The sequence below is a fragment of the Pseudomonas trutticola BRTCR10 genome, assembly GCF_056155105.1.
Map to the genome: position 1 here is coordinate 1,621,254 of NZ_CM149552.1, position 25,956 is coordinate 1,647,209.

The window sequence follows — 25,956 nt, forward strand, 5'->3', positions numbered from 1 at the left end:
GTGGTGGGTACTGCCTCGACGCAAGTTTGAGTGCGCCGGATATTCTGCTGCCCGATGGAAAAGCGGGCGATTGGATCGCCCGCGCATTATCACCCTAAAACCCGGGCTGGCCGGTCGAAAGATTTGGCCTCAGCGCTGCACCGCCACCAACATCATCATTGGCCTTTCGCGCTCTTCCGCCAGCGCCGGTTGTGCCGCCACTTCGGCATCGCTCGGGCCCCATTCGTTGAGATGACGAAGGGTGAAACCAGCAGCGATCAGCGAATTGAGCAACGTCCCGACCGTACGATGTTGCTTGATCACACCGTCGGCCAGCCAGTTCGTCACCCGCTCGCCCTCCATCTGATAACTGTCCAGTGGCCAGCGCTTGTGCCCCTCGTTGTCGATCAGCCAGCCGGGATTGCTCGGCGCCATGAAGATCGGGTGTTCGATGGAAAACACAAAGTGCGAACCCGGTTTCAGCGCCGCGTAGAGGTGAGCAAACAACCCCGGCAGATCCTTGATGTAGTGGAGCGCCAGAGAGCTGTAGGCCAGGTCGAAACTGCAAGCGGGCAAGTCGAGTTGTTCGAGGTCGGCGCGTTCATAGCGGATGTTCGCCGCCGAAGTTGTCTCGCGTGCGCGCTCCAGCATTTTCTCCGAGACATCCAGCCCCAGCACGCTGGCCGCGCCGTGTTCACTGGCCCAGCGGCTGAACCAGCCGTAACCGCAACCCAGATCCACCACGTGCAAACCGTGCATGGAGGGCAGCAACGCCTTGAGCGCCGGCCATTCCGGCGCGGCATCGAGGCCGCCGATGGAGCGGTTCATCTGGCTGTAGCCCTGGAAGAATTCGGGATCGTCGTAGATGTTTTGAGTCATGGTGAAGGCTCTTTTGAGTTCGATCATCAGCGGCAAAGTGGCCGCGATTGGAATCCCTCGAAAGTGATGGCGCGTATTCGTCGATGGCCGCGCAGGGGGAGGGTGGTGGCTGATGGGGAGATGCTAGTCGGTTGGGTGGGAGGTGAAAACCGGTGGAGTGTTGTGGATCTGTAATGTCGGGAAAATCGCTATGTGTTATCGCTGCGTAAACATCTTCCGGGTGAGGCGTTTAAAGGCGTGCAGTGTTACGTCCTGAAGCCTACAAATCCTTGCGCCGTTGCCTACCGCTACGCCAGAATCCGCCGGCTTGTGCGCTTTAGGGGCGGTCGGTAACTTGGTTCGCGTCACTGATTTCCAGTGATCGGGTTTAGTAGCCCGGCATCCTCAATCTAAATAGCTGCATGAGTACCACTCAGTCAGGCGAATGCTTGCACCTGATGGTGGCTGTGCGCATGGCGCCCTCGGGTGCGCCGGATTTGGATTGGGGTCCGGTCTACTAACTTGCGCACAGCTGCCACCCATCCGTTTAGTAGCGAGATCGGTTGCGGCCTTACTAAAAGGTCTCAATCCAATGTTCAAAGTAACGCCCAATCCGCCGGAAACCGATCCGGCCTCCCCCTACGAATCACCTGATTCAAAGAAATTCCACGAAGCCGCCGAGCGCGCCCTCGACCACTACCTCAGCCCAACCGCGCAGATCATGGGTTCCACCCGCGAACCCGAACCGATGTACCTCGCCAACCCTGCCTACGACACCGAATCCTTGCTCGCCAACGCCAGCGAAACACTCGGCTCGGCCACCACCATGCTCAACAACTTCGCCGCGCTGCTCGACACCTCGCACCGCAAGACAGCGCTCGGCATTGCACAGGTCGTCATGTTGGGGGAGTTGGCGGTGAATCAGGCGCTGGATAAGGTTGTGCCGGGTGAGTAGTCGCATCAAAGTCGATATCTGGCAGATATAAAAAAACCGGCCCACGAGGCCGGTTCCCAAGCGCCCGGATTTAACCCTGCTGCAACACCTTTAACGCTGCAGAGGCCAGAAACCCGGAACGGCTTTTCTCTTCCGGGTGATGCAACACATATTCATCAATGCGGTTGAGCAAGTGCCCCGGCAGGGTGATGTTGAGTTTTTGGGCTTTGCCCAAATACTTGAGCACATCGATATCCACCACGGCCCATGCACAGCCGGTGTATTTCGGGTTGGCCACGTGCAGGCTCAGCTTGCTGGCCGCTGGAATGGGAGCGCCGTCGTCCGCGAGAATCTCGAAATGACCTTCGATGGCTTCGCGAGCCATGGCGACGGCATCGTCCAGATCCTCTCCGGCGGAAAAGCATCCAGGAATGTCCGGGACTTCTACACCCCAGGCGTGTTGGTCATCGCCAATTGAAATCGCAATCGGGTAGAGCATATTCGTTGTCCTCCATGGCGCAACTGACTCAGAGAGTCAAAGCAGCGGCTGCTGCAAAATACTGATGGACGTTTTCTTCAGCAGATCCTTTTTCGGATGTGGCACGGCGACCAGTCCAGGTTTGGTCGGATGCTTGAAGTGATGGTGACTTCCTTTGATCCGTACCAGATACCAACCGTCTGCGACGAGTTGGCCGATTAAAAAACGGCTATTCACAACACCTCCTTGTGGTGTGCTTGGTGGGTACTATACCTATTGAATTTTTATGATCAACACTATAACCACCGGGCGGTTGTCGTTCGCTGTTGGGTGGCTGACTTAGCGCAGTCTAGGTAAGACCGAAGCGATGGCGAGGTGGGTTTGTTACCGGGTTTTGCTTATGTTCATGGGGCGATCTTCCGCTGCAAAATAATGGAACACATCTTTTTCTGACGTCACTGCTCGGGCTGCTAACGTTGAACTCTAATGAAGGTCATGGACACTCAACGAGCCTGTTGAAAGGGATCACCTCTCGATAAAGCCAGCGTAGTAATGCATGGAATTTGGCCATGTGATCGTCAGAAGGGAGTGAAACGGATGTCGACTCTAAAATTCAGCTATAGAGATGCAAAGGGCGATTTAAGTCAGCGGGAGTTGATTCATTGGTCAGAGAGTTCGGTTTACATTCAAGGACGATCGGCCAGCGATACCTTTCCTAAAACCTATCGCAAGGATCGCATCATCGAAGTATTGCTTGGGGCTGAGCTGCTCTTAAATGAGGCCGCTCCTCCTTCTCCGAGGCTTCAGCACAATCGAAAGCCACCGGCGCTCGTTGCTTCAGAAGCCGCTTCGCAAACGCCTCATCCGAAAATGTCACCGGGTAGGATCAATCAAATTCTTTTCACTGGGTTCGCAGCTGCACAACGGGCTGAGCTTGAGCAAAAAGCAGTGGAATATGGGTTGAGGGTCATGAGTACGGCAGGCAAGACGCTGACGTTTCTTTGTTATGGTGAAAATGCGGGGCCAACCAAAGTTTCCAAGGCACTTGAGGCTGGAGCTTTCATCATCAACTCAGAGCAATTCTTGAATCTGATCACAACGGGAGAAATCCCCTGAAGTCATCATTTCGATCAGCTTACGCATTTAAACCTGCGCCAACCGCCGAATGCTTGGTATGTGCGGCCAGCATCACCTCATTCTGCTTCTTGGTAGCTTCGGTCAGAACTTCACGGTAAACACGTTTTTTTTCGTGCGATTTCGCATTACGGATGAAGTCTGCGAATGGGCTTGCGTACTCCTGTTTGAATCCGATTGTCATGGAATTGCTCCGTCATTGATCCCGAGCATGGGCATCACTTCGTGCGTCGCATGCTTCTCAAGGATTCTCGTTAGAGAGATCAAAGCGTAAGAGGGGAGGGGGTATCTGCAATCAATGATGTGTTTCCGAATCATTCCGCGCTGCCCAAACGGCCAACCTCAAATCCCAGCCACAAAAAAACCGGCCCTATAGGCCGGTTTTTTCTATCCCTGCATCCCCCGTCAAAAAACACAACGTGAGACCAATATTCGAGTGGAGCGGGTAGAGGGAATCGAACCCTCGTCGGAAGCTTGGGAAGCTACTGTTCTACCATTAAACTATACCCGCTCAGAGCGGCTGACTTTGTACCAGACTCGGCCACGGATTTGAAGTTTTTCTTTTACTCATGAACGCTTTAAATCACTGAAAACGGTCAATCGCGGGCGAGCACTGTGGTGAGAAAAGCAAAATCTCAGCCCGGCAGCCTCGCTCGCGACGACGCTCTTTCAAATAGCCAATGCATGTTGATCCTGAACAAACGAGTATCGCGTGCGGCTCGCCTGCGGTGCCGGTTTCAAGAAGCCGAGCAGGGCGTTCTGGCTATCGCGGCACGCCGCTTTGTGCTCCATGTCGAGGAAATGCCCGGTAGCCTGCAGCGTGGTGAAGGTGCTCTGCGCCACGTGGTTGCCGAACAGGCGCGCATCCTCGGCGGCGGTGTATTCGTCCCATTCGCCGTTGAGAAACAGCACCGGTACGTTGATTTTCTTCGCCGCGTTCAAATAGCACTGGCGATCGCTGTGCAGCACGTCACTGATGTGGAAGTGCATCTGCCCGTATTCGTGCTCGGCCAGGCTGCTGACGTGGCGATAGTTGAAGCGTTTGAACAGCGACGGCAAGTGTTTGCCGATGGTGCTGTTGACCAGTTCACCGACCCGATCGCCGTCGCGCTGGCCAAGGTAGTCGACGCCGCGTTCCAGGTAATCGAGCATGTGCGCGTTGATCACTGGCGAGAACGAGCTGATCACGGCTTTCTCGATGCGCCGTGGCTGGTGCGCGAGGGCCACGAGCGTCGCGGCGCCGCCCCAGGAGAACGACAACACGTGTTCGGCGGCGAAGTGGTCGATCAGCTCCAGCAGGATCTGCCCTTCGACTTCTTTCGTCAGATGTTTCTCGTGACGGTTGTGGGCTTTTGACCGGCCCGCGTAGGGCTGGTCGTAGCAGACCACGTTGAATTGCGGGTGCAGGTTCTTCACGGTTTGTGCAAACGACGCAGTCGTGGCCATCGAGCCGTTGACCAGGATGATGGTCTTTTCTGCGGCGTCTGCGCGATAGAACTCCGTGTAAACCCGATACTGACCCTGTATATCCAGCACAGCGATTTCTGGCCTCATGTCATAAGACTCCTGGCAAGCAAGCGGGTATGCGCGCAAAAAGAGATTGCACGAGCTTTGTGACAGGTAGGCATACGCCTGGAATTTGCTTGGCCCATGTCGATCCATGACAGCGGTCGACGGGTATTGTTATTGGCGGGCATTCTGCCGGCTGAGGCGCAACCCAGAGGGCTGACGACCGGCAAAAAGTTTCTTGGATGTATGGTGTGACTAATCGGTCACAATTTGGCCGACGTCCTGATTCAAGCAGGGGTAGGAGGATCGCGCAAGTGCCTTTGGTAAATTGTTCGACAACTTCTGCTGAGCGGTCGCCGGCTTAGAACAAATGAATCTCTTCGGTGCGCAAAGCGCGGTACTCGCCCGGTTTTAGCGCGTTATCGAGCGGCAGAGGGCCCATGGATTCGCGGTGCAGGCGCAGCACTTTGTTGTTGAAGTGGCCAAACATGCGCTTCACCTGATGGTAGCGACCCTCGACGATACTCAGGCGCGCCGACCTCGGGCCGAGCAGTTCCAGATGTGCAGGCTGCGTGGTCAGGTCTTCGAAAGCGAAGTAGATGCCCTCGGCAAACGTCATCGCATACTCCGCGCCAATGTCCTGCTCGGTTTCGACGTAATAAACCTTTGGCAGTTTGGTTTGTGGCTGGGTCAGGCGCCGCGACCAGGTGCCGTCGTTGGTGATCAGCATTAAACCGGTGGTGTTGAAATCCAGACGTCCGGCAATGTGCAAGTCGTCCTTGTCCGGTTCATCGAGCAGGTCGAGCACGGTCGGATGTTGCGGATCGCGGGTGGCGCTGACGCATCCCGGCGGCTTGTGCAGCATGAAGTAGCGCGCCGGTTTGCCCAGTTGCAGCACCTCGTCGTCGACTTCGACGCGGCTGAATTCCAGCACTTCGCTGTGCGGATCCGTGACGACTTTTCCGTCAACGCGCACGCGCTTTTCCACCAGCAACAGGCGAACCTGCTGACGGTTGTAGCGGGGCAAGTTGCTGAGGAAGCGGTCGACGCGCATGTTCAGGTTTCAGTGGATGGCGGGGCGCGCATCTTACGGGATCGACGGCTTGGCCGCTTGCAGTTGCGCCTCGACCTGCGCGCAGCGCGGGCACAGGCAGGATTTGTTCCGCAGTTCCGGCGGCAAGGCTTCGAGCACGGCCGCGTCGATGCTGACGCCGTAGCACCAGCATGCGCGGTCGGCGGTGCGCGGATCGGCCAGGCTGCAATCGTTGCGGGCGCCGCAGGCCGGGCAGAGTTCGGGTCTTTCGATGACGTCAGGCATAAGTCGAGTGAGGCATTTCCGCGCAGGTGCGGTTGCGGCCGGTTTGTTTGGCCCGGTACATCGCATGATCGGCCCGCGACAGCAGGCTGTGCAAGGTGTCTTCGCGTTGCAGGGTGGTGGCGCCGATGCTCACGGTCAGATTCAGGCTGTGGCCGTTGTAGGCATATTCGTGCTGCTCGACATGCTGGCGGATTTTCTCGGCAATTTTCTGACCGGTGTCGCCGTCGGTATCCTTCAGCAAAACAATGAATTCCTCACCGCCCCAGCGGCAGACAATGTCGGCATGGCGCAGGCAACTTTGCAGGTCGCGGGCAAAACCGATCAGCACCTGATCACCGGCCATGTGCCCATAGGTGTCGTTCAACGCCTTGAAGTGATCGAGATCCAGCAACAGCGCGGTCAATGGCTTCGTTTCCCGTTGCGCTTCGTGCAGGGCTTGCACGGCGAGCAGATCGAAACCACGGCGGTTCGGCAGCTCGGTGAGACTGTCGAGGGTGGCCTGGGCCTGGATCTTCGACTGAAATCGTTTGATCACCCGGTTGAGCAAGGCCAGCACAATCAACGTCACCAACAGGCAAATCAACAGATTCAGATACAGCGACTGACGGATCTCGCTCAGCGCGCCGTCCTCGCGTTTATCGACGAACAGGTACCAGTTCAACTCCGGAATAAACCGCACGTTGAGAAAATGCCCCTGGCCGTGAGCGGAGTATTCGTAGCTGCCGCTGTGCGGTTTCGGCAACTGACTGACCAGACTTCTCATGCTGTCGAGTTCGCCAAGGCTTTGCCCGCTATGCGCACCTTCTGGCCCGCCCTCGGCACCGGTCAGCACCAGTCGGCCGAAGGTGTCGACGAAGTACACGCTGCGTTGATAACGCTGTTGGTACTTGTCGATCAGCTTGATCACCGCATCTACGGTCAGACCCACGCCGGCCGCGCCGATAAAGCGGTTGTGGTAGTCGTAGACCTTGTAGTTGATGAAGAACGTCAGGTTGTCCTTGTTGGCCAGATCCGGGTCGACGTTGATCTCGTACGGATCTTTCATGTCGCGCACACGGAAGTACCAGGCATCGCGGGGTTCATCGACCTTGACCTGCTTGAGCACGCCTTTGGCGTGGTAGTAGGTGAGGGTGCTGTTGGAAACGAAGAACGCAGTGTAGGCGCCGTAATGGCTCATGACTTCGTCGAGGTAGCGGGTCATCTGCTCGGGATTCTGTTCGCCGTTCACCACCCAGTCGCGCATGAAGGTGTCGCGGGACATCATCGAGGAAATCAGGATCGGTCTGATCAGATCTTTCTGGATTTCCGAATAGACCGTGTCGGATGTCAGCGGCAGTTCGGTGTTGACGATGTTGTCTCGAATCGACGTGCGCGAAGCGTAGTAACTGAGCAGCGACGTGGCGAGAAAGCCGGCGCCAAGCAGGGCAATCAGCGTCAGTACCAGTGAGCGTTGCGAGTACAGCGGAGAACGAAGCGGCATGGCAGTTCCGTTGGCAGTGGCCCGATGGCAAGCATTCTAGTGGCACTGCGCGGAAATAACTGCTCCATGCGCGGCGCGAATGGTCGCTTCTGTATTGGACATCAACCTGTGGTTTTCAGGGTTCCAGCACCACTGATCTGAAGCCGGACTGAACCGGGCACTTGATCGATCCGCGTCAGTCAAAAGCTGTATCGGCTGCTCTGTCCTGTTGCGGCTGTGGGTCTTTCAGGAGGCCGTCATGCGAATTTCGAAACTGTTGCGTCGAGCACTGCTTGGAGCCGTGCTCGGTCTGGGCTTGTCCGGTTGTTACTACTACGCCGGTCCCTACGATGCATATCCCGCCACGTATTACTCTCCCGGCTATTACTCGCCTTATTACTACGGCGGTTATTACGGCCCGCGCTATTACGGTGGCGCGCGTTATTACTATGGTGGTCGCGGCCATTACGGCGGTTACGGACGCGGTTATCACGGCGGCGGATACCACGGTGGGCACCACTAATCACCTCCTGAATGACGGAGTTGGCGGATGAACAAGGTTTCATGAATCACTTGTTTCAACTTGTTTCAGAAACGCACCAGATTCTGAAAACGCTGTCAGATACTTCGTCAGTCACCGAATAAACGACTGACGCCTGCCAGCGTCGCTGGTGTGGCTACCCGCGGTCCAGGAGGCCGCCATGTATCGCCGAATTCTTCTGCTTGCCGTGATGTTTTTTTCCATTGGCGGATGCGTCCCTTATTCATACGGAGACAGCTATTACAGGTCAGAGGTCTACACCTCACCCGCGCCGGCGTACTACAACGGTGGCGGCACTTATTACAGCGGTGGCAGCACGTACTATTCGGCCCCGCGTTACTATCAGCCAGCCCCGCGCTACTACCAGCAACCGCGTTATTACCAACAGGCGCCACGCTACTACCAGCCGGCTCCGCGCTACTACGAAAGCCGTCGTTGGCACGGCAATGATCGTGGCGGCTGGGACGGCCACCGTCGCGGCGGCTGGGACAACGATCACCGCGGTCGCGGCAACTACGACCGTCACAGTGGTCGCGGCGACCACAACGGACGTGGCAACCGCTGGTAATCCACCGCAAACAAAAAAGCGGCGCATTGAGCGCCGCTTTTTTTGTGCCTGCTTTTTATTGGAGGGTCAGTATTGGCTCAGATCAGCCAACGGATGCCGCCCCTCCCAGACCTTGTGAAAATGCGCCTCGACCACCGCATCCGGCACACTGCTGACGTCCGGCCAATGCCAGTGCGGCTTTTGATCCTTGTCGATCAGCCGCGCGCGAACCCCTTCGCTGAACTCCGGGTGCCGGCAGCAATTAAGGCTCAGGGTGTATTCCATCTGGAAAACTTCAGCCAGCGACATATGCCGCGCACGGGTGATCTGTTCCCACACCAGATGCGCGGTCAGGGGTGAACCTTCGCTCAGGGTTTTTGCCGCTCGAGCGATCAGCGCGTCGCTGCTGTCACGTTGCAGGCTGATGGCTTTCCAGGCACAACTCACGTCGCTGACGTCGAGCAGTTCGTCGATCTGCCGACGCCGTGGCAGCCACTGCGGCTCGGGCATCTGCGCCAGCGCTTCCTGCTGCAAGGCCTTGAACAGACTGTTGAGCTGCATGGCGGTCTGTTCCTGCCAGTTGAGTTGCAACAGGCCTTCGATCAGTTCTGGCTGCTGCTCGTCGAGCAGGAAACGGTCGGCCAGATCCAGATCAAGCGCATCGCGGCCGTTCATGTGTGCGCCGGTCAGGCCGAGGAACAAGCCGAGCTTGCCCGGCAGCCGCGCCAGAAACCAACTGGCGCCAACATCCGGATACAGACCGATGGTGATTTCCGGCATTGCCAAACGGCTGCTCGGCGTGACAATCCGCGTGCTCGCACCTTGCAACAAACCCATGCCGCCGCCCAGCACGTAGCCGTGGCCCCAGCAGATCAACGGTTTCGGGTAGGTGTGCAGACTGTAGTCCAAGCGGTATTCCGCAGCGAAAAATTGCGCGGCCAGCGGCGGTACTTCGCCGGGATGGGCGCGACAGGCTTCGACCAGGCTGCGCACTTCACCGCCAGCGCAAAAGGCTTTGGCGCCATTGCCGCGCAGCAATACGCAGACAATTTGTGGATCCTTGGCCCAGGCATTCAACTTGTCGCTGAGGGCGTTGATCATCGGCAGAGACAGCGCGTTCAGCGATTTTTCAGCGTCCAGGCTGGCGATACCGAGGCGTGCGCCGTCGGTGCCGGAGAGTTCTTCGAAGTGCAGATTCATCGTGACCTCGATCGGGAATTTGAACGATCAGTATGATCGCTGTGTGGGAAAGTGCCTGATGTGCATCAGATCAATTGACAAGCGTGGTCGGCTTTCCTAGGGTTCGCCCCATTGTTTTTGCCGGGTATGACCATGACTGCTGACGACCGTATCAAACTCGAACCGAGCTGGAAGGAGGCACTGCGTGCTGAATTCGACCAGCCCTACATGGCAGAGTTGCGCAACTTCCTGCAGCAGGAGCGGGCGGCCGGCAAGGAAATCTATCCGCCGGGTCCGCTGATTTTCAATGCGCTGAATTCGACGCCGCTGGATAAAGTGAAAGTGGTGATCCTCGGCCAGGACCCGTATCACGGCCCGGGACAGGCCCATGGCTTGTGCTTCTCGGTGCAGCCGGGCGTGCCGGCGCCGCCGTCGTTGGTCAACATCTATAAAGAGTTGAAACGCGATCTGAACATCGACATCCCGAACCACGGTTATCTGCAGAGCTGGGCCGATCAGGGCGTGTTGATGCTCAACACCACCATGACCGTCGAGCGCGCCACCGCCAACGCACACAAGGACAAGGGCTGGCAGTTTTTCACCGATCGGATCATTGAGCTGGTCAGCGAGCGCCAGCCGCATCTGGTGTTCATGCTTTGGGGCGCGCATGCGCAGAGCAAACAGAAGCTGATCGACGCGACCAAGCATCTGGTGCTGACCTCGGTGCACCCGTCGCCACTGTCGGCGTATCGCGGATTTTTGGGCTGCGGGCACTTCAGCCGGACCAACAAGTTTCTTGAGCAGAATGGCGAAACGCCGATCGAGTGGCGTTTGCCGCCGGTTTGATGTCGGCCTGAAGGGCCCCATCGCTGGCAAGTCGAGTCGTCGCACCGCAGCTCCCACAGGTTTTTGTGGGTGCCACAATTATGTGTACACCTCAGAACCCTGTGGGAGCTGGCTTGCCAGCGATAAAGTCGACTCGGTGTTACTCGGGATTACGATTCCAGTATTTGAACAACGGCTCCGCCAGAAACAGCACAAACAACAGCCGCATCACCTGCATCGCCGTCACCAGCGGCACCGACAGTTGCAGGGTCTCCGCCGTCAAACTCATTTCGGCAATCCCGCCGGGCATCATGCCCAGCGTCAGTGAGCGCAGATCCAGATGGGTCAAGGCACTCAAGCCCAACGCCGCCAATGTGGCGATCAACATGGTCAGCGCCGTGCCGATCAACGTGCGGCCCATGAACGACGGCGCACGCCGAAAAAACTGTCGATTGAAGTGGCAGCCCAGGCCGCTGCCGATCAACCACTGGCCAATCTGACTGCCGCCATTGGGCAACCCGATGTGCAGATCCCAACCGATGCTCACCGCCGCACTCACCAGCAACGGCCCGAACAGCCACGGATTGGGTTGACGCAAGCGCTGCCAGAGCCACGCGAGCAGACCACCTGCCGGAAACAGGATCGCCAGCCAGCGCCAATCGACACTGCCAGCGTGAGCAATCGGCGTGCCGTCACCGAGCAGATACTTGAACGCCGCCGGCACACACAACACCACCACCAACACCCGCAGACTTTGCCCTGCCGCAACGTGGCTGAGCATCGCCCCGTTGCGTGCGCCGAGGTTGACCATCTCGCCGGATCCACCGGGCATGCTCGAGAAAAACGCCGTGGCGCGATCCTCCCCGGTGCGGCGCATCAACCACACGCCAACCACCGCCGACACGCTGGTCACCAGCGCACCGAAAAAGATCAGACCGAAATGACTGAGCACCTGCTCCATCACCACCGGGGTGAAGTGCAGGCCGATGCCGATCCCGACAATCCACTGGCCGCACTTGCGGCCGCCGGGGATTTCCGTGAGTTGCCACGGCGTCAGGCAGCGCACGAGGATGATCGCCAGCAACGAGCCGACCATCCACGGCAGTGGCCAGCCGATCTGGCTGGCGAGGTAACCGCCAAGCAGACCGACCAGCGGGGTTCCCCACCAGGATTTCAGTGAGGCGCGATCAAACATCGGCGATGGCGCGACGCGCGACCGAACGCTTGCGCCAGATGCGCAGCAGCGGCATCAGCAACATGATCGCGGTCAGTACCCAGACACCGAAGGTGATCGGGCTCGTCCAGAGGATTTCCAATGCACCGTTGGAAATCGACAGCGCCCGACGCAGGTTCTGCTCCATCAGACCACCGAGGATGAAGCCCAGCAGCACCGGCGACAACGGGAAATCGAGCTTGCGCAGGATGTAACCGAAGATGCCGATACCGACCATCAGGAACAGGTCGAACGTGGTGGCGTGCACCGCGTAGACGCCGATCCCGGTGATGATCGCGATCACCGGCACCAGTGCCCAGTTCGGCACCGCAAGGATGCGCGTGAAGATACGGATCATCGGGATGTTGAGGATCACCAGCATGATGTTCGCGATGAACAACGAGGCGATCAGGCCCCAGACGATGTCCGGTTGTTGCTGGAACAGCAGCGGCCCCGGGGTGATGTTGTACAGCGACAGGGCGCCGATCATCACTGCCGTGGTGCCCGAACCTGGAACGCCGAGGGTCAGCATTGGCACCAGCGCGCCACAGGCCGAAGCGCCAATCGCAGTTTCCGGCGCGGCGAGGCCACGGGCATCGCCTTCACCGAACTTGCCGCTGGCACCAGCGATACGCTTCTCGGTCATGTAGGCCACGGCACTGGCCAGCGTTGCACCGGCACCCGGCAATACGCCCATGATGAAACCGAGCAGGCCGCAACGGATGTTCACCACGAACACCGAAGACGCTTCCTTGAAGTTGAACATCATCCGCCCGGTGGCTTTCACTGCTTCCTGACCGCGATGGGTTTTCTCCAGCAACAGCAGAATCTCGCTGATCGAGAACAAGCCCAGCACCAGCACAACGAACTGTATGCCGTCGGTCAGGTGAATGTTGTCGCCAGTGAAGCGGTAAACGCCGCTGTTGGCGTCGATGCCGACGCTCGACAGGAACAGACCGATCAACGCCGCAATAAACGTCTTCAGCGGTCGATCACCGGCCATGCCGCCCAGGCAGACAATCGCAAACACCATCAACACGAAGTATTCCGCCGGCCCAAAGGCAATCGCCCATTTCGCCAGCAACGGCGCGAACAGCACCATGCCGCAGGTGGCGATAAACGCACCGATAAACGAACTCCACGCCGACAGCGACAGCGCCACACCGGCCAGACCTTTGCGGGCCATCGGGTAACCGTCGAGGGTGGTCATTACGGTCGATGCTTCGCCGGGAATGTTCAGCAGGATCGAGCTGATCCGTCCGCCGTATTCGCAGCCCAGATACACCGCTGCCAATAGAATCAACGCCGACTCCGGCGGCAGGCCGAGGGCAAAAGCAATCGGAATCAGCAGTGCCACGCCGTTGATCGGGCCAAGGCCCGGCAGCAAGCCGACGACGGTGCCGATCAGTGTGCCGGTCAGGGCCGTGACCAGGTTGTACGGGCTCAGCGCGACGCCGAAGCCCTGCCCCAAATAACCGAGGGTATCCATATCAGTTCTCCAGTACGTCGAGCAGGCCAAGGGGCAGCGGAACGTCCATCACACGGTCGAACAGCAGGTACAGACCGATGGCCATCAGCGTGGTCACCACCACGCTCGGCCACCAACGACCGCCATACAGGCGCGCCATCGGAATGCCGATCAGGATGCTGCTGAGGATGAAACCCAGCGGTTCGAACAGACCGGCGAATACCAGCAACAAGGCGACGCAGATGGCAATCTTGGTCAGCGTTTCGCGATCCAGCGGTGGATCTTCATCGCTGTGTTTGATTGGCGCCGGGCGGAACACCATGTACAGCAGCGCCGCGCCCATCAGGCCGAGCATCAGCAAAGGGAAGGCGCGCGGGCCCACCGGTTCGTAGGAAAAAGCCGCTTGATACGGCCACGCCATCAGGGCCAGGCCGGCGCAAACCAGCAACAGCACTGAAGCGAAAATGCGTTGAATAAGCATGGGAGCTCCTGTGCCGCGTCCCCGCAATCGGGAACGCAGCCGCTAGACAGAGGCGATCACTGGATCAGGCCGAACTCTTTGGCCAGCACTTTGTAGTCCGCAACCTGCTTCTTCACGTAGGTGTCGAGTTCCGGACCGGTCATGGCAAACGGGAACAGTTCACGCTGATCGCGCAGCTTGGCGAACTCGTCGGAGGCCAGCAATTTGTCAAACGAATCTTTCCACCAGGCGTAGTCTTCATCGCTGACTTTTGGCCCGAGGTAGAAGCCGCGCACCACTGGCCAGACGATGTCGTAGCCTTGCTCGCGAGCGGTCGGGATGTCTTTCATTTCCGGTTCGTCGAGACGCTTGTCGGCGAACACTGCGAGCAGACGCATATCGCCGCTCTGGATGTGCGGCATGGAGTCGGAGATGTCGGTGCTGCCGACCTGGATGTGGCCGCCGAGCAGGGCGGTGGCGATTTCGCCGCCACCTTCGAGGGCTACGTAACGCAGGTCACGCGGGTTGATCCCGGCAGCCTTGGCGATCAGCGCGGTTTGCATCCAGTCCTGGCTGCCGACGGTGCCGCCGGAACCGATGACCACGGAGCTCGGATCTTTCTTCAATGCCTGAACGAGATCGTCGAGGGTCTTGTAGGGCGAATCGCTTTTCACCGCGATGGCACCGTAGCTGGTGCCGACGGCAGCGAGCCAGCGCACATTGGTTTCATCGAAACGGCCGAACTTGCCTTGGGCCAGGTTCAGCAACGAACCGCTGGACCACGCCACCAGCGTGCCGGCATCGGCCGGACGTTGCGCAACCACGGCGTTGTACGCCACCGCGCCAACGCCGCCGGGCATGTAGGTGACACGCATCGGTTTGGTCAGCAGTTTTTCGTTGACCAGCGCGCTCTGCACCAGTTTGCAGGTCAGATCGAAACCACCACCCGGCGAGGCCGGGGCGATGCATTCCGGACGTTTCGGTTCGGCCATGAGTTGGCCGGCAACCAGCACCGTGCCGATAGCTAAAGCAACTTTACGCAGTGACAAATTCATTGGTCTCTCCACAGGTTTTTTTGTTGTAGGGGATTCTTTGTAGGAGTTGCCGAAGGCTCGGATCGCGATCAGACGATCTTTTGATCTTCATCTTCGACATTTCAATCAATTACCAAAGCGCAACGCTATAGCTCACCAACAACCGCACTTCATCAGCATCGCGAGCGGAGTAATTCGAGCGATAAGTGGCATTACGCAAACGCACGGCGACATCCTTCAAGGCGCCGCTTTGTACTACATATTTGATCTCGGTGTTGCGCTCCCACTCTTTGCCTTCTTCACCGTTCTTGAGCTTGATGTTGTCACCGCTCAAGTAACGGCTCATGAAGCTCAGACCGGGGATGCCGAGTTTGGCGAAGTCGAAGTCGTAACGTGCTTGCCAAGAGCGTTCTTCGGCGCCGGCGAAGTCGTTGATCTGCACGAAGTTGACCAGGTACGGGTCGCTGCCATCGACATACGGGAATGCGCTGTCGCCGGACATGTGCTGATAACCGGCGCTGAACTTGTGGCCGCTCAAGGCATAACTGACCAGACCGTTGAGCGAGCGGTTGTCGATTTCGCCGCCACGCGCCGCGCCCTGATCGTCACTGACGGCAAAACGCAGGTCGGTGGCAAATGTGCCCGGGCCCATCGGGCGCGAGGCGACCAGACCGAAGAAGTGCTGGTTGTAGACTTCGTCGAGTTGCGCGAAGTGGTAACTGCCGGTGATCTTGTCAGTGAACTTGTAGTCAACGCCGCCGAAATCGAAGTGCTTGCCGGCAGCGGTGCCGGCAAAACGGCTGTTCTTGTTGTTGAGGGCGATGTCCTCGAAATCGGTGCTGTCGCGATCCTTGGCTTTCTCCAGACGTCCGCCGGTGAAGGTCAGGTTTTTGATTTCTTTGGACGTCAGCAATCCGCCTTCAAAGGTCTGCGGCAGGATGCGTCCGTCGTTGGGCTTGAGGATCGGCAGTTCGGGGATCAGGCTGCCGATTTTCAGTTCTGTGGCGGAGATTTTCACTTTGCCGGTCAGGCCGACTTTGGAGTACTCGTCAGCCGCGCGCCCGTCGTCGTGGGTCGGCAACAGGCCGGTGCCGGTACGGTCCGGGCTCGAATCGAGCTTGACCCCAAGCATGCCCAACGCATCGACACCGAACCCCACGGTGCCGTCGGTGTAACCCGATTGCAGATTGAGCATGAAGCCTTGTGCCCATTCGTCACGCTTGGATTGCTGGGCGCTGGTGCCATCGCGAAAGTCGCGGTTGAAATACATGTTGCGGGTTTCGAAGGTGGCGCTGCTGTCTTCGATGAAGTCGGCAAAACTCAACGGCGAAAAACCGGCGAGGGCGGCGGCGCTGGCGAGGGTGGCGTGGCTGAAACGGGAAGGGCGAACGGGCATGAGAGCCCGGGTCTGCATGGACGGCATGCGGGTGTACTCCGTTTATTGTTCTTATTGGTCGAAAACGCTTCGTGGCGTTTTTCGTCACGCTGTGTGGCAGCAGCGACGGCAGTCGAAACTGTCCGTAAACCGACTCTAACGGCCCAACCTTTCGCTAACCTTTCAGCTGACTTTCACGGTTTTCGGGCTTCACAGCGGCGGTTGCGGCTGTAAACTCCGCGACAAAGAGTGGCGCCGGCCACCCCTGAACGAGGTAAGAATCCATGCGTGTCCTGCTCGTCGAAGACCATCTGCAACTGGCCGAAAGTGTGGCCCAGGCGCTCAAGAGCACCGGTCTGACCGTGGATGTGTTGCACGATGGTGTCGCCGCCGATCTGGCCCTGAGCAGTGAGGAATACGCGGTGGCGATTCTTGATGTCGGCTTGCCGCGCATGGATGGATTTGAGGTGTTGGCGCGCTTGCGTGCTCGTGGAAAAAATCTGCCGGTGCTGATGCTGACCGCGCGCAGTGATGTGAAAGATCGCGTGCATGGCCTCAATCTCGGCGCTGACGATTACCTCGCCAAACCGTTCGAGCTGACCGAACTGGAAGCCCGGGTCAAAGCCCTGTTGCGCCGCACTGTGCTCGGCGGCGAGCGCCAGCAGCGGTGCGGCGTGCTGGCCTATGACCTCGACACACGGCGCTTCACCCTCGGTGAAGAGCTGCTGACCCTGACCTCCCGCGAGCAAGCCGTACTCGAAGCGCTGATCGCCCGACCGGGACGGGTGATGAGCAAGGAGCAACTGGCCGCGCAGGTATTCGGCCTCGACGAAGAAGCCAGCCCCGATGCCATCGAAATCTACGTGCATCGCCTTCGCAAGAAACTCGACGGTCAACCGGTGGCGATCGTGACATTCCGTGGTCTCGGCTATCTGCTGGAAAGTCGCGATGCATAAGCCCAGCAGCCTGCGCTGGCGGTTGCTGTGGAACCTCGCGTTGCTGCTGGTGGTGCTGATGCTCGCCAGTGGCTTGAGTGCTTACTGGAATGGACGCGAGGCGGCCGACACGGCGTATGACCGTACCTTGCTGGCGTCGGCGCGAACCATCGCTGCCGGTCTGTCGCAACGTGACGGCAGCCTCAGTGCCGACGTGCCTTACGTGGCCCTCGATACCTTCGCCTACGACAGCGCCGGGCGGATCTATTACCAGGTCAACGACATCCACCAGAAGCTGATTTCCGGCTACGAAAACCTCCCCGGCCCACCGCCCGGCACCCCCAGGACTGATGACTACCCGGCCTTGGCGCGCTTTTATAACGCGACTTATCGCGGACAAAACGTGCGTGTGGTCAGCCTGCTCAAAGCCGTGACCGAACCCAACATGAACGGCATGGCGGAAATCCGCGTCGCCGAGACCGATGAAGCCCGGGTCAGCATGGCCCGCAGTCTGGCCGCCGACACCTTGTTGCGTTTGGGCATGTTGGCGATCGGCGCGTTGCTGTTGGTCTGGTTCGCGGTCAGCGCAGCGTTGCGACCGCTGGAGCGTTTGCGCACCGCCGTCGAAGAGCGCCAACCCGACGACTTGCGGCCATTGCCGCTGGTAGAAGTGCAGCATGAGTTGTGGCCGCTGGTGCGCGGGCTCAACCATTTCACCGAGCGCCTGCGTGGTCAGTTCGAGCGACAGGCACAGTTCATCGCCGACGCCGCGCATGAATTGCGCACACCCTTGGCGGCGTTGAAGGCGCGACTTGAATTGGGCTTGCGTTCAAATGACCCGCAGGTCTGGCGCACGACGCTGGAATCTTCCGCGCAGGGCACCGATCGCCTGACCCATCTGGCCAATCAATTGCTCTCGCTGGCGCGTGTCGAGAACGGCGCGCGGGCGATTGCCGAGGGCGGGGCGCAATTGCTCGATCTGAGTCAGTTGGCCCGGGAACTGGGCATGGCCATGGCGCCACTGGCCCACGCCCGTGGTGTTGCGCTGGCGCTGGAGGCGGATGAACCGGTGTGGTTGCGCGGCGAGCCGACGTTGCTCAATGAGTTGCTGAGCAACCTGGTGGACAACGCACTGGCGCACACGCCACCGGGCGGCAACGTGATTTTGCGCGTGACGGCGCCGGCGGTGCTTGAGGTTGAAGACGACGGACCGGGGATTCCTCTGGAAGAGCGTGATCGGGTATTCGAGCGCTTTTACCGACGTAATCAGCAGGTCGCCGGTTCGGGGTTGGGGCTGGCGATTGTCGGTGAGATCTGCCGGGCGCATCTGGCGCAGATCACGTTGCATGACGGTGAGCAGGCGGGGTTGAAGGTGCGGGTCAGTTTTATTGCTGGCTAAATTGGCGAGGGCCTTTGTGGCGAGGGGATTTATCCCCGATCGGCGACCGAGCAGTCGCAGTTCGGAAAGTACGGTCTGTCGGGAAAAATCGGATTGCATATTTTGGGGTCGCTTCGCGACCCATCGGGGATAAATCCCCTCACCACAGCGATCAGTAAAACATCGTCCGCGATTCTTCCAGATCCTCGCACAACGCCTTGTTCTCCGGGTCGATCCCAAGCTTTCTGAATGCCGGAACCGTGAGTGGGTCAATCCGCGCAAACGGATGATCACTGCCCTTGTGGCAATACAGGCTCGCCACTTGCACCAGATCGACGTAATCGATCTCTGCCGAGTCGCGCTTGAAGTCCTGATACAACCCCGGCAACTCCACCAGCCGCTCCGGAAACTCCCAGACGCGCAGCAGTTTGTCGCCCAGCAATGGGTGAAGCTGGTCGATCACATGGTTGAGGCTGACCGGGTCCGACAGCAATTCGTAGTGATCTTCGGCGTAGGTCAGAATCGGCAGCACACCGATCTGATGCACCAGACCGCCCAGTGCTGCCTGATCGGGTTTGAGCTGAGTGTAGCGACGGCACAGCGCGTAGCTGACCCCGGCGATTTCCAGGCTCTTGCGCCAGACTTCACGCATCTTCTGTTCCACCACATCGGAACTGGCGTGGAAAATCTGCTCCATCACCAGGCCGATTGCCAGGTTGCTGCTGTAGTTGATGCCCAGGCGAGTGATGGCGGTGTGCAGGTCGGTGACTTCCTGCGCCGCGCGCAGCAGTGGACTGTTGACCACCTTGATCAGGCGCGCAGAAAGCGCAGTGTCACGGCCAATGACTTTGCTCAGGTCGCTGACGCTGATTTCCGGGTCTTCAGCGGCCTTGCGAATTTGCAGGGCCACTTCCGGCAGTGTTGGCAGAACCAGGTCATCGTTATCGATGGCCTCAACCAAATCCTGTTGGATCTTATCCGCCAGTTCGTTCATTTATGCTCTCTAGGGTGTTGCAACAAATGCTGCGATCAGCGCTGGATTTCGCGGTCGCGATCCAGTTCGTAGGGCAAATCGAGCAAGTGCAGCGCTGGCCCCTCAAGGCTGCCCACATGCAGATCGCCCGCTTCGGCAGCTTCGGCCTGCAACACCGCCAGCAGTTCAATGTTTTTCCCGGCATTGGCAGCCAGTACGACTTCACCGATCGAGCTGTTGTGGCTCGGCGCGAACAACGGGGTGCCCGGTTCCGGCAATTCGGCGGCGTCCAGGCTCACGCGATACAGACGACGCTTGAGCTTGCCCAGGTATTGCATGCGCGCGACGATTTCCTGGCCGGTGTAGCAACCTTTCTTGAAACTCACGCCGCCAACGGCTTGCAGGTTGAGCATCTGCGGGATGAACAACTCGCGGGTGCTCGGCATGACCTGACCGATACCGGCGCGGATCTGGCCCAGCAGCCACTGGTTCAGCTCGCCTTCAGGCAGGACGGCGGACAGCCTGGCTTTGATGGATTCAGCTTGATCGACGGGTACCCAGAGTTCGGCACGCTGCGGCGAAACGCGGATCGCGATCAGGCCTTCGTTACGCGCGACACTGTCGGTTTCGGCGGACAGATCCAGGCCGAGCCTGGCCAGTACGGCGTCGCCATGCTCCAGGCCGAAGCGCACCCATGAGCCACTTTCGTCAGTCAGTTTGGATTTGGAGAACACTGCGTACTTTTTCAGGTCCGCCAGTTGCGGTTCGAGCAGTTCGCTGGCCATCGCCAGCAGCACGCCGTCACCTTCGAGCAGAATGCGGAAACTCGACTGCATCCGGCCTTTTTGCGTGCAGCGCGCGCCGAGGCTGGCCCGGGTGTCGCTCAGGTAATTGATATTGCAGGTCAGCTGGCCTTGCAGGAATTTTCCGGCATCCGCGCCGCGAACCGCGAGAACGCCTTCATGAGACAGGGTGCAGAAAAAAGCAGAATCGGCCATGGGTCATCGCAGGGTAAATAGACTGGGGCACATCATAAGGGCGCGTTGTTGAAATGGGTAGTTGATAAAGGATCGGTGGTGCCCGACCAAAGCCGACTGTGCGACTTGCGCACGGGCTGTATACTTGCCGCCAAATTTGAGGAGGGCCCCATGGCCGAAGTCGAACAAGTTGAACTGAATCGCCTCTTTTGGCACAGCCGTCGCGGCATGCTTGAGCTTGACGTATTGCTGGTGCCGTTCGTGCAGGAGGTCTACGCGACGTTGAACCAGGTGGATCGCGATCTGTATGTGCGTCTGCTGACGTGCGAGGATCAGGACATGTTCGGCTGGTTCATGGAGCGCAGCGAGTCTGAAGATCCTGAGCTGCAACGCATGGTTCGCATGATCCTGGATCGTGTCCAGCCCAAGTAATTCGTTCGAATGCCGCTGGCATGCCTCACGGCAGTTGCTGGCGGCGTATCTGTTGGCCCAGGCGTTCGCTTTGGGTTCGTTGTTTCTGCTTTCGATTCCACTCTGGGCCAGTCTCCTTGGCGCTTTCGCTTGCCTGCTTCACGCCTTTTACGTGATGCCACGGCAGATTCTGTTGAGTCATCCCAGTGCTTTTTGTCGCCTGCGTCGGGATGCCGATGGCTGGCAACTGTGGAATCAGGCTGATGGCTGGCAAGCGGTGCAACTGCGACCGGACAGCCTGGCGCTGCCGCTGATCGTGGTGCTGCGTTTTCGCTTGCGCGGAGAATGGCGGGTCAGATCGATCTGCGTACCACGCGACTCGCAGGCGGCGGATCTGCACCGGCGCCTGCGGGTTCGGCTCAAGTTCAGCCGGCGTAGGTGGGCGGCACCAGAATAGTGTCGAGCGCCTCGGGCAGCAGGTCCGGATAGTCGAGGGTGTAATGCAGGCCGCGACTTTCCTTGCGCTCCATGGCTGAGCTGATCATCAGTTCAGCAACTTGCGCGAGGTTGCGCAGTTCGATCAGATCGCGACTGACTTTATAGTTGCTGTAGAACTCGTCAATCTCGTCCAGCAGCAGGCGCACGCGGTGTTGAGCCCGTTGCAGGCGCTTGTTGGTCCGCACGATGCCGACGTAGTCCCACATGAATCGCCGCAACTCATCCCAGTTGTGCGCAATGATCACGTCTTCGTCAGAGTCGGTCACCTGGCTGGCGTCCCAGACGGGCAGGGCGTCCGGCGCGGTAACAGCGTCCAGTTGCGCAAGAATGTCCGCCGCCGCCGAGCGGGCGTAGACGAAGCACTCCAGTAGCGAATTGCTGGCCATGCGGTTGGCGCCGTGCAGGCCGGTGAAGCTGGTTTCGCCAATAGCGTACAGCCCTGGCACATCGGTGCGGCCATGTTGATCGACCATCACGCCGCCACAGGTGTAGTGCGCTGCCGGTACGACCGGGATCGGCTGTTTGGTGATATCGATGCCAAAGCCCAGGCAGCGCTCATAAACAGTCGGGAAGTGAGTCTTGATGAAGGCTTCGGGCTTGTGGCTGATGTCGAGGTAAACGCAATCCACGCCCAGACGTTTCATTTCGTGGTCGATGGCACGGGCGACGATATCGCGGGGTGCCAGTTCGGCGCGTTTGTCGAAGCGGTACATGAAGCGTTCGCCGTTCGGCAACTTCAAGTGCGCGCCTTCGCCACGCAAGGCTTCAGTAATCAGGAAACTCTTGGCCTGCGGGTGATAGAGGCAAGTGGGGTGGAACTGGTTGAACTCCAGATTCGCTACCCGACAGCCAGAGCGCCAGGCCATGGCGATGCCATCACCGCAGGCGCCGTCGGGGTTGCTGGTATAGAGGTAGACCTTGGCTGCACCACCGGAAGCGAGAATCACGAAGCGCGCGCCGTAGGTGTCGACTTCGCCAGTGGCGCGGTTCAGCACGTAGGCGCCGAGGCAGCGTTCGCCGTCCAGGCCCAGGCGTCGTTCGGTGATCAGATCGACCGCCACCCGCTGTTCCAGCAGTTCGATGTTCGAACGTTCTTTGGCCTGGGCCAATAGAGTTCTGAAAATTGCGGCGCCGGTGGCATCCGCCGCGTGGATGATGCGCCGATGACTGTGGCCGCCTTCGCGAGTCAGGTGGAATTCGAATCCACCGTCTTCAGTGCCCGATTGTTCGTCGCGGGTGAACGGTACGCCTTGGTCGATCAGCCACTGGATGGCTTCACGGCTGTGCTCGACGGTGAAGCGCACGGCGTCTTCATGGCACAGGCCCCCGCCCGCATTAAGGGTGTCATCGACGTGGGATTCGACAGTATCCGTATCGTCGAGCACGGCGGCGACGCCACCTTGCGCCCAGAATGTCGAACCGTTGGCGAGATCGCCCTTGCTCAATACGGCAATGCGCAAATGACCCGGCAGGGTCAGCGCGAGACTCAAACCGGCAGCACCGCTGCCTATGACCAGAACATCATGTTGGAATTGTTGGCTCATTACAGGATTCCGCTCAAAGCGACCCGGGTCGGGGTTGGCGCAAGACAGCTGGATCGGCGAGTCAAGACAGCCACACAGCCCACTAGTATATAGAGGGGTGGGGCGGCACAATAGCCGAGCCTATATGGCATTGTGAAACTACTGTGACGGGAAAAATCGGGTGCTTCGTCGGAAGATTTTTCCGCAGGTTTTGGGAAAAGACGACTGTATCGGCGGTGAAACACGCTTTTTCCGTTCAGGGTCGCCCAATGTGCAGTGGGTACGGCTATAAATAATTGGAACTTTTGCCAAAGGCCCAAGATCAATAGTCGGTGCCAGAAACAAGGGACAGTGTCGGCTTCAGTGCGGAATCTGTGGTTGGGGTTCCTGCCGGCGAAACCGATGACAAGATTATTCGCGCAGCCGGTTTATCCCGAGCTGCGTTTTTCGTGCGTGCCAAATCAGAGCCCGCAGGAAACTTGCTTGGAGGGGGAGAACTTTTGCGAAAAGCCCGAGTCTATGTTTGCAAGTCTGGTCGTTTAGTTATGCAAGTCTCCTTCGGGCTTATCGAGGAGTGTTCATGCTAACCCAGGAAGAGGATCAGCAGCTGGTCGAACGCGTTCAGCGTGGCGATAAGCGAGCTTTCGATCTGCTGGTGCTGAAATATCAGCACAAAATTCTCGGGTTGATCGTGCGTTTTGTGCACGACACCCATGAAGCCCAGGACGTGGCTCAGGAAGCCTTTATCAAGGCGTATCGAGCACTTGGAAACTTTCGCGGCGACAGTGCGTTTTATACGTGGCTGTACCGTATTGCCATTAACACGGCAAAGAATTACCTGGTTTCTCGCGGCCGTCGGCCGCCAGATAGTGATGTAAGTTCCGAAGACGCAGAGTTCTACGATGGCGATCATGGCCTCAAGGATCTCGAGTCACCAGAACGTGCATTGCTGCGGGATGAGATCGAAGGCACCGTCCATCGAACCATCCAGCAACTGCCAGAGGATTTGCGTACGGCTTTAACTTTACGTGAGTTCGATGGTCTGAGTTACGAGGACATTGCGAGCGTCATGCAGTGTCCGGTGGGTACCGTGCGCTCCCGGATTTTCCGCGCCCGGGAGGCCATCGATAAAGCCCTGCAGCCGTTGTTGCAGGAAAACTGAGACAGCGGCGACAGCCAAGAGAGGAACGCCATGAGTCGTGAAGCCCTGCAGGAATCGCTGTCCGCAGTGATGGATAACGAAGCGGACGAACTGGAATTGCGTCGAGTGCTCAATGCACTGGACGACGTCGATACCCGTGAGACCTGGGCTCGTTACCAGATCGCTCGGGCAGCTATGCACAAGGATCTGCTGCTGCCACGTCTGGACATTGCTGCGGCAGTATCTGCTGCACTGGAAGACGAGACGGCTCCGGCCAAAGTATCTCGCAGCCCATGGCGCAACCTCGGCCGTCTGGCTGTTGCAGCCTCGGTGACTGTTGCCGTTCTGGCGGGTGTTCGTCTGTACAACCAGGACGAAATCGCTGGTGTCGAACTGGCACAGCAATCCAATCAGCCAACCCTGGCCACCCCACAGGTCAAAGGTCCGGCTGTTCTGGCAGGCTATAGTGAGAGTTCGGAAGCCACTGGCCCAATGGCCAACGGCGTATTGCAAGGTCAACCAGGCTGGCACGATCAGCGTCTGCCAGGCTACCTGCGTCAGCACGCCCAACAGGCAGCGCTGAAAGGTACTGAAAGTGCATTGCCGTATGCACGTGCAGCAAGCCTGGAAAACCGTTAAGGAGGATCATGCGCGCCATACCTCTACTTTCGCTTCTGCTCAGTGGCTGGTTCATCGTTCCAGCCCACGCCGATGAGGCCCAGGATTGGCTGACCCGACTGGGCCAGGCCGAGCAGCAGCAAAGCTTCCACGGCACCTTTGTTTATGAGCGTAACGGTAGTTTTTCTACCCATAACATCTGGCATCGCGTCCAGAATGGCCAAGTCCGCGAGCGTTTACTCCAGCTCGACGGCTCGGCTCAGGAAGTCGTGCGCATTGATGGGCATACTCAATGCGTCAGCGGCACCCTGATTGCCGGACTGGGGGATTCTCCCAACTCGGCCGCTCGTCCTCTCGATCCGCAAAAGCTGAAAAACTGGTATGACCTTGCCGTCATTGGCAAGTCGCGCGTGGCCGGGCGAGACGCAGTGATCGTATCGCTGACGCCTCGTGACCAGCACCGTTACGGGTTCGAGTTGCATCTGGACAAAAGGACCGGTCTGCCATTGAAGTCGCTGCTGTTGAACGACAAAGGGCAGTTGCTCGAACGATTCCAGTTCACCAGCCTCGATACCGATGATGTACCGTCGGATAAAGATCTTTTGGCTGCCGCTGATTGCAAGCCGATTACCCTCGACAGCGACAAGGCCTCTGCCGTAAAGACTGCTCAGGTATGGCATTCGGACTGGCTGCCGCCGGGCTTCGAGCTGACCAGCAGCACCTCGCACAAAGATCCTGAAACCAAGACTCAGGTCAACAGCCTGATGTATGACGACGGATTGGCTCGCTTTTCGGTTTTCCTTGAGCCATTGAATGGCGCTATGGTCACCGATACCCGTACTCAACTCGGTCCGACCGTCGCTGTATCCCGTCGCCTGACCACGCCAGAAGGCGAAATGATGGTCACCGTGGTAGGCGAGATTCCGATCGGCACTGCCGAACGAATTGCTCTATCGATGCGTAATACTGATGGCGCTGCAACCAGCAAGCAGTGAGCTGATTTCAGTCATTACCATTTCTTCGTCGAGACGGAGATGAAATGTTTGCTGAGCATTTTCATTTGCAAATAACCCGAAAGTTTTTTATAGGTCAGAGCCTCACGGCTCTGGCCTTGTTTGTTGTTCCTGGAATAAAAGTCCCGGCCAGTGGTTGCCGGTGATTTTTGTTCCATATCGCTTAAACCTGCTCGTC

General features: G+C 58.6%; 29 protein-coding genes and 1 tRNA gene. 12 read left to right on the forward strand and 18 right to left on the reverse strand.

The window, feature by feature from the left end:
• Positions 1–129: 129 nt before the first annotated feature.
• Positions 130–858, reverse strand: coding sequence for a class I SAM-dependent methyltransferase (locus ACVVH8_RS07155; protein WP_475229240.1), 729 nt, complete (start codon positions 856–858; stop codon positions 130–132).
• Between the two features lie 571 nt (positions 859–1,429).
• Between ACVVH8_RS07155 and ACVVH8_RS07160 the strand changes: the two genes are divergently transcribed.
• The gene (locus ACVVH8_RS07160; RefSeq protein ID WP_475229243.1) at positions 1,430–1,792 is read left to right on the forward strand and encodes a DUF6124 family protein; all 363 of its coding nucleotides are present in this window, start codon (positions 1,430–1,432) and stop codon (positions 1,790–1,792) included.
• Positions 1,793–1,862: 70 nt separating this feature from the next.
• On the opposite strand, the gene ACVVH8_RS07165 is transcribed toward ACVVH8_RS07160, so the two are convergent.
• Positions 1,863–2,270, reverse strand: coding sequence for a type II toxin-antitoxin system HicB family antitoxin (locus ACVVH8_RS07165; protein WP_103305577.1), 408 nt, complete (start codon positions 2,268–2,270; stop codon positions 1,863–1,865).
• Between the two features lie 36 nt (positions 2,271–2,306).
• Entirely contained in the window at positions 2,307–2,486 is a 180-nt protein-coding gene (locus tag ACVVH8_RS07170; RefSeq protein ID WP_475229247.1) for a type II toxin-antitoxin system HicA family toxin, read from the reverse strand.
• A 360-nt stretch (positions 2,487–2,846) separates the two neighbouring features.
• On the opposite strand from ACVVH8_RS07170, the gene ACVVH8_RS07175 reads away from it, so the two are divergent.
• Positions 2,847–3,365 carry a BRCT domain-containing protein gene (locus ACVVH8_RS07175; RefSeq protein WP_213027829.1) on the forward strand — a complete coding sequence of 173 codons (519 nt, stop codon included), beginning with the start codon at positions 2,847–2,849 and terminating at the stop codon, positions 3,363–3,365.
• 19 nt (positions 3,366–3,384) lie between these two features.
• Here the strand turns inward: ACVVH8_RS07175 and ACVVH8_RS07180 are convergent, their stop codons facing one another.
• The 6 genes from ACVVH8_RS07180 to ACVVH8_RS07205 all read right to left on the reverse strand — a co-directional run bounded on the left by ACVVH8_RS07180 (position 3,385) and on the right by ACVVH8_RS07205 (position 7,690).
• Complete coding sequence (locus ACVVH8_RS07180; RefSeq protein WP_475229249.1) at positions 3,385–3,567, reverse strand: hypothetical protein; 183 nt, start codon at positions 3,565–3,567, stop codon at positions 3,385–3,387.
• Positions 3,568–3,820: 253 nt separating this feature from the next.
• Positions 3,821–3,894 (reverse strand) — tRNA-Gly (locus tag ACVVH8_RS07185).
• Between the two features lie 158 nt (positions 3,895–4,052).
• Positions 4,053–4,937 carry an alpha/beta fold hydrolase gene (locus ACVVH8_RS07190; protein ID WP_213027831.1) on the reverse strand — a complete coding sequence of 295 codons (885 nt, stop codon included), beginning with the start codon at positions 4,935–4,937 and terminating at the stop codon, positions 4,053–4,055.
• Positions 4,938–5,253: 316 nt separating this feature from the next.
• Positions 5,254–5,946: a pseudouridine synthase gene (locus ACVVH8_RS07195; RefSeq protein ID WP_315447823.1), complete on the reverse strand. Its 693-nt coding sequence runs from the start codon at positions 5,944–5,946 to the stop codon at positions 5,254–5,256.
• Between the two features lie 33 nt (positions 5,947–5,979).
• Positions 5,980–6,210: a cysteine-rich CWC family protein gene (locus ACVVH8_RS07200; RefSeq protein ID WP_103305583.1), complete on the reverse strand. Its 231-nt coding sequence runs from the start codon at positions 6,208–6,210 to the stop codon at positions 5,980–5,982.
• Entirely contained in the window at positions 6,203–7,690 is a 1,488-nt protein-coding gene (locus ACVVH8_RS07205; protein ID WP_475229252.1) for a sensor domain-containing diguanylate cyclase, read from the reverse strand. The genes ACVVH8_RS07200 and ACVVH8_RS07205 overlap by 8 nt, the downstream gene beginning before the upstream one ends.
• A 238-nt stretch (positions 7,691–7,928) precedes the next feature.
• Between ACVVH8_RS07205 and ACVVH8_RS07210 the strand changes: the two genes are divergently transcribed.
• Both ACVVH8_RS07210 and ACVVH8_RS07215 read left to right on the forward strand, forming a co-directional pair.
• A complete protein-coding gene (locus ACVVH8_RS07210; RefSeq protein ID WP_103305585.1) occupies positions 7,929–8,192 on the forward strand; it encodes a hypothetical protein in 264 nt (87 codons plus the stop codon).
• Positions 8,193–8,370: 178 nt separating this feature from the next.
• Positions 8,371–8,778 (forward strand): hypothetical protein, encoded by a 408-nt coding sequence (locus ACVVH8_RS07215; protein WP_475229254.1) that lies wholly within the window; start codon positions 8,371–8,373, stop codon positions 8,776–8,778.
• Positions 8,779–8,844: 66 nt separating this feature from the next.
• Here the strand turns inward: ACVVH8_RS07215 and ACVVH8_RS07220 are convergent, their stop codons facing one another.
• Positions 8,845–9,957, reverse strand: coding sequence for an enoyl-CoA hydratase/isomerase family protein (locus ACVVH8_RS07220; RefSeq protein ID WP_475229256.1), 1,113 nt, complete (start codon positions 9,955–9,957; stop codon positions 8,845–8,847).
• Between the two features lie 132 nt (positions 9,958–10,089).
• Between ACVVH8_RS07220 and ung the strand changes: the two genes are divergently transcribed.
• Positions 10,090–10,782, forward strand: a complete 693-nt coding sequence (gene ung / locus ACVVH8_RS07225; protein WP_213027835.1) for a uracil-DNA glycosylase — start codon at positions 10,090–10,092, stop codon at positions 10,780–10,782.
• A 139-nt stretch (positions 10,783–10,921) separates the two neighbouring features.
• Here ung and ACVVH8_RS07230 read toward each other — a convergent pair whose 3' ends face one another.
• The 5 genes from ACVVH8_RS07230 to ACVVH8_RS07250 all read right to left on the reverse strand — a co-directional run bounded on the left by ACVVH8_RS07230 (position 10,922) and on the right by ACVVH8_RS07250 (position 16,359).
• On the reverse strand, positions 10,922–11,956 hold the full coding sequence (locus ACVVH8_RS07230) for an AbrB family transcriptional regulator (protein ID WP_103305588.1): 1,035 nt from the start codon (positions 11,954–11,956) through the stop codon (positions 10,922–10,924).
• Positions 11,949–13,463 (reverse strand): tripartite tricarboxylate transporter permease, encoded by a 1,515-nt coding sequence (locus tag ACVVH8_RS07235; protein WP_475229258.1) that lies wholly within the window; start codon positions 13,461–13,463, stop codon positions 11,949–11,951. The genes ACVVH8_RS07230 and ACVVH8_RS07235 overlap by 8 nt, the downstream gene beginning before the upstream one ends.
• A 1-nt stretch (position 13,464) precedes the next feature.
• Positions 13,465–13,923 (reverse strand): tripartite tricarboxylate transporter TctB family protein, encoded by a 459-nt coding sequence (locus ACVVH8_RS07240; RefSeq protein ID WP_103305590.1) that lies wholly within the window; start codon positions 13,921–13,923, stop codon positions 13,465–13,467.
• Positions 13,924–13,979: 56 nt separating this feature from the next.
• Entirely contained in the window at positions 13,980–14,957 is a 978-nt protein-coding gene (locus ACVVH8_RS07245) for a Bug family tripartite tricarboxylate transporter substrate binding protein (protein ID WP_103305591.1), read from the reverse strand.
• A 109-nt stretch (positions 14,958–15,066) separates the two neighbouring features.
• Positions 15,067–16,359, reverse strand: coding sequence for an OprD family porin (locus ACVVH8_RS07250; RefSeq protein WP_103305592.1), 1,293 nt, complete (start codon positions 16,357–16,359; stop codon positions 15,067–15,069).
• Between the two features lie 236 nt (positions 16,360–16,595).
• On the opposite strand from ACVVH8_RS07250, the gene ACVVH8_RS07255 reads away from it, so the two are divergent.
• Together ACVVH8_RS07255 and ACVVH8_RS07260 are read left to right on the forward strand one after the other, a co-directional pair.
• The gene (locus tag ACVVH8_RS07255) at positions 16,596–17,267 is read left to right on the forward strand and encodes a response regulator (RefSeq protein WP_475229261.1); all 672 of its coding nucleotides are present in this window, start codon (positions 16,596–16,598) and stop codon (positions 17,265–17,267) included.
• Positions 17,260–18,645, forward strand: a complete 1,386-nt coding sequence (locus ACVVH8_RS07260; RefSeq protein WP_213027837.1) for a sensor histidine kinase — start codon at positions 17,260–17,262, stop codon at positions 18,643–18,645. Before ACVVH8_RS07255 ends, ACVVH8_RS07260 begins: the two co-directional genes overlap by 8 nt.
• A 151-nt stretch (positions 18,646–18,796) precedes the next feature.
• On the opposite strand, the gene ACVVH8_RS07265 is transcribed toward ACVVH8_RS07260, so the two are convergent.
• Together ACVVH8_RS07265 and ygfZ are read right to left on the reverse strand one after the other, a co-directional pair.
• Positions 18,797–19,618, reverse strand: a complete 822-nt coding sequence (locus tag ACVVH8_RS07265; protein ID WP_475229264.1) for an HDOD domain-containing protein — start codon at positions 19,616–19,618, stop codon at positions 18,797–18,799.
• Positions 19,619–19,653: 35 nt separating this feature from the next.
• On the reverse strand, positions 19,654–20,595 hold the full coding sequence (gene ygfZ, locus ACVVH8_RS07270; RefSeq protein ID WP_475229267.1) for a CAF17-like 4Fe-4S cluster assembly/insertion protein YgfZ: 942 nt from the start codon (positions 20,593–20,595) through the stop codon (positions 19,654–19,656).
• 150 nt (positions 20,596–20,745) lie between these two features.
• Here ygfZ and ACVVH8_RS07275 point away from each other — a divergent pair, with 150 nt between their 5' ends.
• Together ACVVH8_RS07275 and ACVVH8_RS07280 are read left to right on the forward strand one after the other, a co-directional pair.
• Positions 20,746–21,006, forward strand: coding sequence for an FAD assembly factor SdhE (locus ACVVH8_RS07275; RefSeq protein ID WP_103305596.1), 261 nt, complete (start codon positions 20,746–20,748; stop codon positions 21,004–21,006).
• Positions 20,990–21,442: a protein YgfX gene (locus ACVVH8_RS07280; RefSeq protein WP_475229270.1), complete on the forward strand. Its 453-nt coding sequence runs from the start codon at positions 20,990–20,992 to the stop codon at positions 21,440–21,442. Before ACVVH8_RS07275 ends, ACVVH8_RS07280 begins: the two co-directional genes overlap by 17 nt.
• On the opposite strand, the gene nadB is transcribed toward ACVVH8_RS07280, so the two are convergent.
• A complete protein-coding gene (nadB, locus tag ACVVH8_RS07285) occupies positions 21,411–23,027 on the reverse strand; it encodes an L-aspartate oxidase (RefSeq protein WP_401297836.1) in 1,617 nt (538 codons plus the stop codon). The genes ACVVH8_RS07280 and nadB overlap by 32 nt on opposite strands.
• 559 nt (positions 23,028–23,586) lie before the next feature.
• Here nadB and rpoE point away from each other — a divergent pair.
• Genes rpoE through ACVVH8_RS07300 form a run of 3 tightly spaced genes read left to right on the forward strand, consistent with a single transcriptional unit; the run spans position 23,587 to position 25,760 of the window.
• Positions 23,587–24,168: an RNA polymerase sigma factor RpoE/AlgU gene (rpoE, locus tag ACVVH8_RS07290; RefSeq protein WP_003172477.1), complete on the forward strand. Its 582-nt coding sequence runs from the start codon at positions 23,587–23,589 to the stop codon at positions 24,166–24,168.
• Between the two features lie 30 nt (positions 24,169–24,198).
• Positions 24,199–24,786, forward strand: coding sequence for a sigma-E factor negative regulatory protein (locus ACVVH8_RS07295; RefSeq protein WP_034153146.1), 588 nt, complete (start codon positions 24,199–24,201; stop codon positions 24,784–24,786).
• Between the two features lie 8 nt (positions 24,787–24,794).
• A complete protein-coding gene (locus ACVVH8_RS07300) occupies positions 24,795–25,760 on the forward strand; it encodes a MucB/RseB C-terminal domain-containing protein (RefSeq protein WP_475229272.1) in 966 nt (321 codons plus the stop codon).
• The last annotated feature ends 196 nt before the right edge of the window (positions 25,761–25,956 follow it).

Bases quoted from the DNA above. Each gene is read 5' to 3' on its own strand.
- ACVVH8_RS07155 (WP_475229240.1), bottom strand. From the start codon at position 858: ATGACTCAAAACATCTACGACGATCCCGAATTCTTCCAGGGCTACAGC.
- ACVVH8_RS07160 (WP_475229243.1), top strand. From the start codon at position 1,430: ATGTTCAAAGTAACGCCCAATCCGCCGGAAACCGATCCGGCCTCCCCC.
- ACVVH8_RS07165 (WP_103305577.1), bottom strand. From the start codon at position 2,270: ATGCTCTACCCGATTGCGATTTCAATTGGCGATGACCAACACGCCTGG.
- ACVVH8_RS07175 (WP_213027829.1), top strand. From the start codon at position 2,847: ATGTCGACTCTAAAATTCAGCTATAGAGATGCAAAGGGCGATTTAAGT.
- ACVVH8_RS07180 (WP_475229249.1), bottom strand. From the start codon at position 3,567: ATGACAATCGGATTCAAACAGGAGTACGCAAGCCCATTCGCAGACTTC.
- ACVVH8_RS07190 (WP_213027831.1), bottom strand. From the start codon at position 4,937: ATGAGGCCAGAAATCGCTGTGCTGGATATACAGGGTCAGTATCGGGTT.
- ACVVH8_RS07195 (WP_315447823.1), bottom strand. From the start codon at position 5,946: ATGCGCGTCGACCGCTTCCTCAGCAACTTGCCCCGCTACAACCGTCAG.
- ACVVH8_RS07200 (WP_103305583.1), bottom strand. From the start codon at position 6,210: ATGCCTGACGTCATCGAAAGACCCGAACTCTGCCCGGCCTGCGGCGCC.
- ACVVH8_RS07205 (WP_475229252.1), bottom strand. From the start codon at position 7,690: ATGCCGCTTCGTTCTCCGCTGTACTCGCAACGCTCACTGGTACTGACG.
- ACVVH8_RS07210 (WP_103305585.1), top strand. From the start codon at position 7,929: ATGCGAATTTCGAAACTGTTGCGTCGAGCACTGCTTGGAGCCGTGCTC.
- ACVVH8_RS07215 (WP_475229254.1), top strand. From the start codon at position 8,371: ATGTATCGCCGAATTCTTCTGCTTGCCGTGATGTTTTTTTCCATTGGC.
- ACVVH8_RS07220 (WP_475229256.1), bottom strand. From the start codon at position 9,957: ATGAATCTGCACTTCGAAGAACTCTCCGGCACCGACGGCGCACGCCTC.
- ung (WP_213027835.1), top strand. From the start codon at position 10,090: ATGACTGCTGACGACCGTATCAAACTCGAACCGAGCTGGAAGGAGGCA.
- ACVVH8_RS07230 (WP_103305588.1), bottom strand. From the start codon at position 11,956: ATGTTTGATCGCGCCTCACTGAAATCCTGGTGGGGAACCCCGCTGGTC.
- ACVVH8_RS07235 (WP_475229258.1), bottom strand. From the start codon at position 13,463: ATGGATACCCTCGGTTATTTGGGGCAGGGCTTCGGCGTCGCGCTGAGC.
- ACVVH8_RS07240 (WP_103305590.1), bottom strand. From the start codon at position 13,923: ATGCTTATTCAACGCATTTTCGCTTCAGTGCTGTTGCTGGTTTGCGCC.
- ACVVH8_RS07245 (WP_103305591.1), bottom strand. From the start codon at position 14,957: ATGAATTTGTCACTGCGTAAAGTTGCTTTAGCTATCGGCACGGTGCTG.
- ACVVH8_RS07250 (WP_103305592.1), bottom strand. From the start codon at position 16,359: ATGCCGTCCATGCAGACCCGGGCTCTCATGCCCGTTCGCCCTTCCCGT.
- ACVVH8_RS07255 (WP_475229261.1), top strand. From the start codon at position 16,596: ATGCGTGTCCTGCTCGTCGAAGACCATCTGCAACTGGCCGAAAGTGTG.
- ACVVH8_RS07260 (WP_213027837.1), top strand. From the start codon at position 17,260: ATGCATAAGCCCAGCAGCCTGCGCTGGCGGTTGCTGTGGAACCTCGCG.
- ACVVH8_RS07265 (WP_475229264.1), bottom strand. From the start codon at position 19,618: ATGAACGAACTGGCGGATAAGATCCAACAGGATTTGGTTGAGGCCATC.
- ygfZ (WP_475229267.1), bottom strand. From the start codon at position 20,595: ATGGCCGATTCTGCTTTTTTCTGCACCCTGTCTCATGAAGGCGTTCTC.
- ACVVH8_RS07275 (WP_103305596.1), top strand. From the start codon at position 20,746: ATGGCCGAAGTCGAACAAGTTGAACTGAATCGCCTCTTTTGGCACAGC.
- nadB (WP_401297836.1), bottom strand. From the start codon at position 23,027: ATGAGCCAACAATTCCAACATGATGTTCTGGTCATAGGCAGCGGTGCT.
- rpoE (WP_003172477.1), top strand. From the start codon at position 23,587: ATGCTAACCCAGGAAGAGGATCAGCAGCTGGTCGAACGCGTTCAGCGT.
- ACVVH8_RS07295 (WP_034153146.1), top strand. From the start codon at position 24,199: ATGAGTCGTGAAGCCCTGCAGGAATCGCTGTCCGCAGTGATGGATAAC.
- ACVVH8_RS07300 (WP_475229272.1), top strand. From the start codon at position 24,795: ATGCGCGCCATACCTCTACTTTCGCTTCTGCTCAGTGGCTGGTTCATC.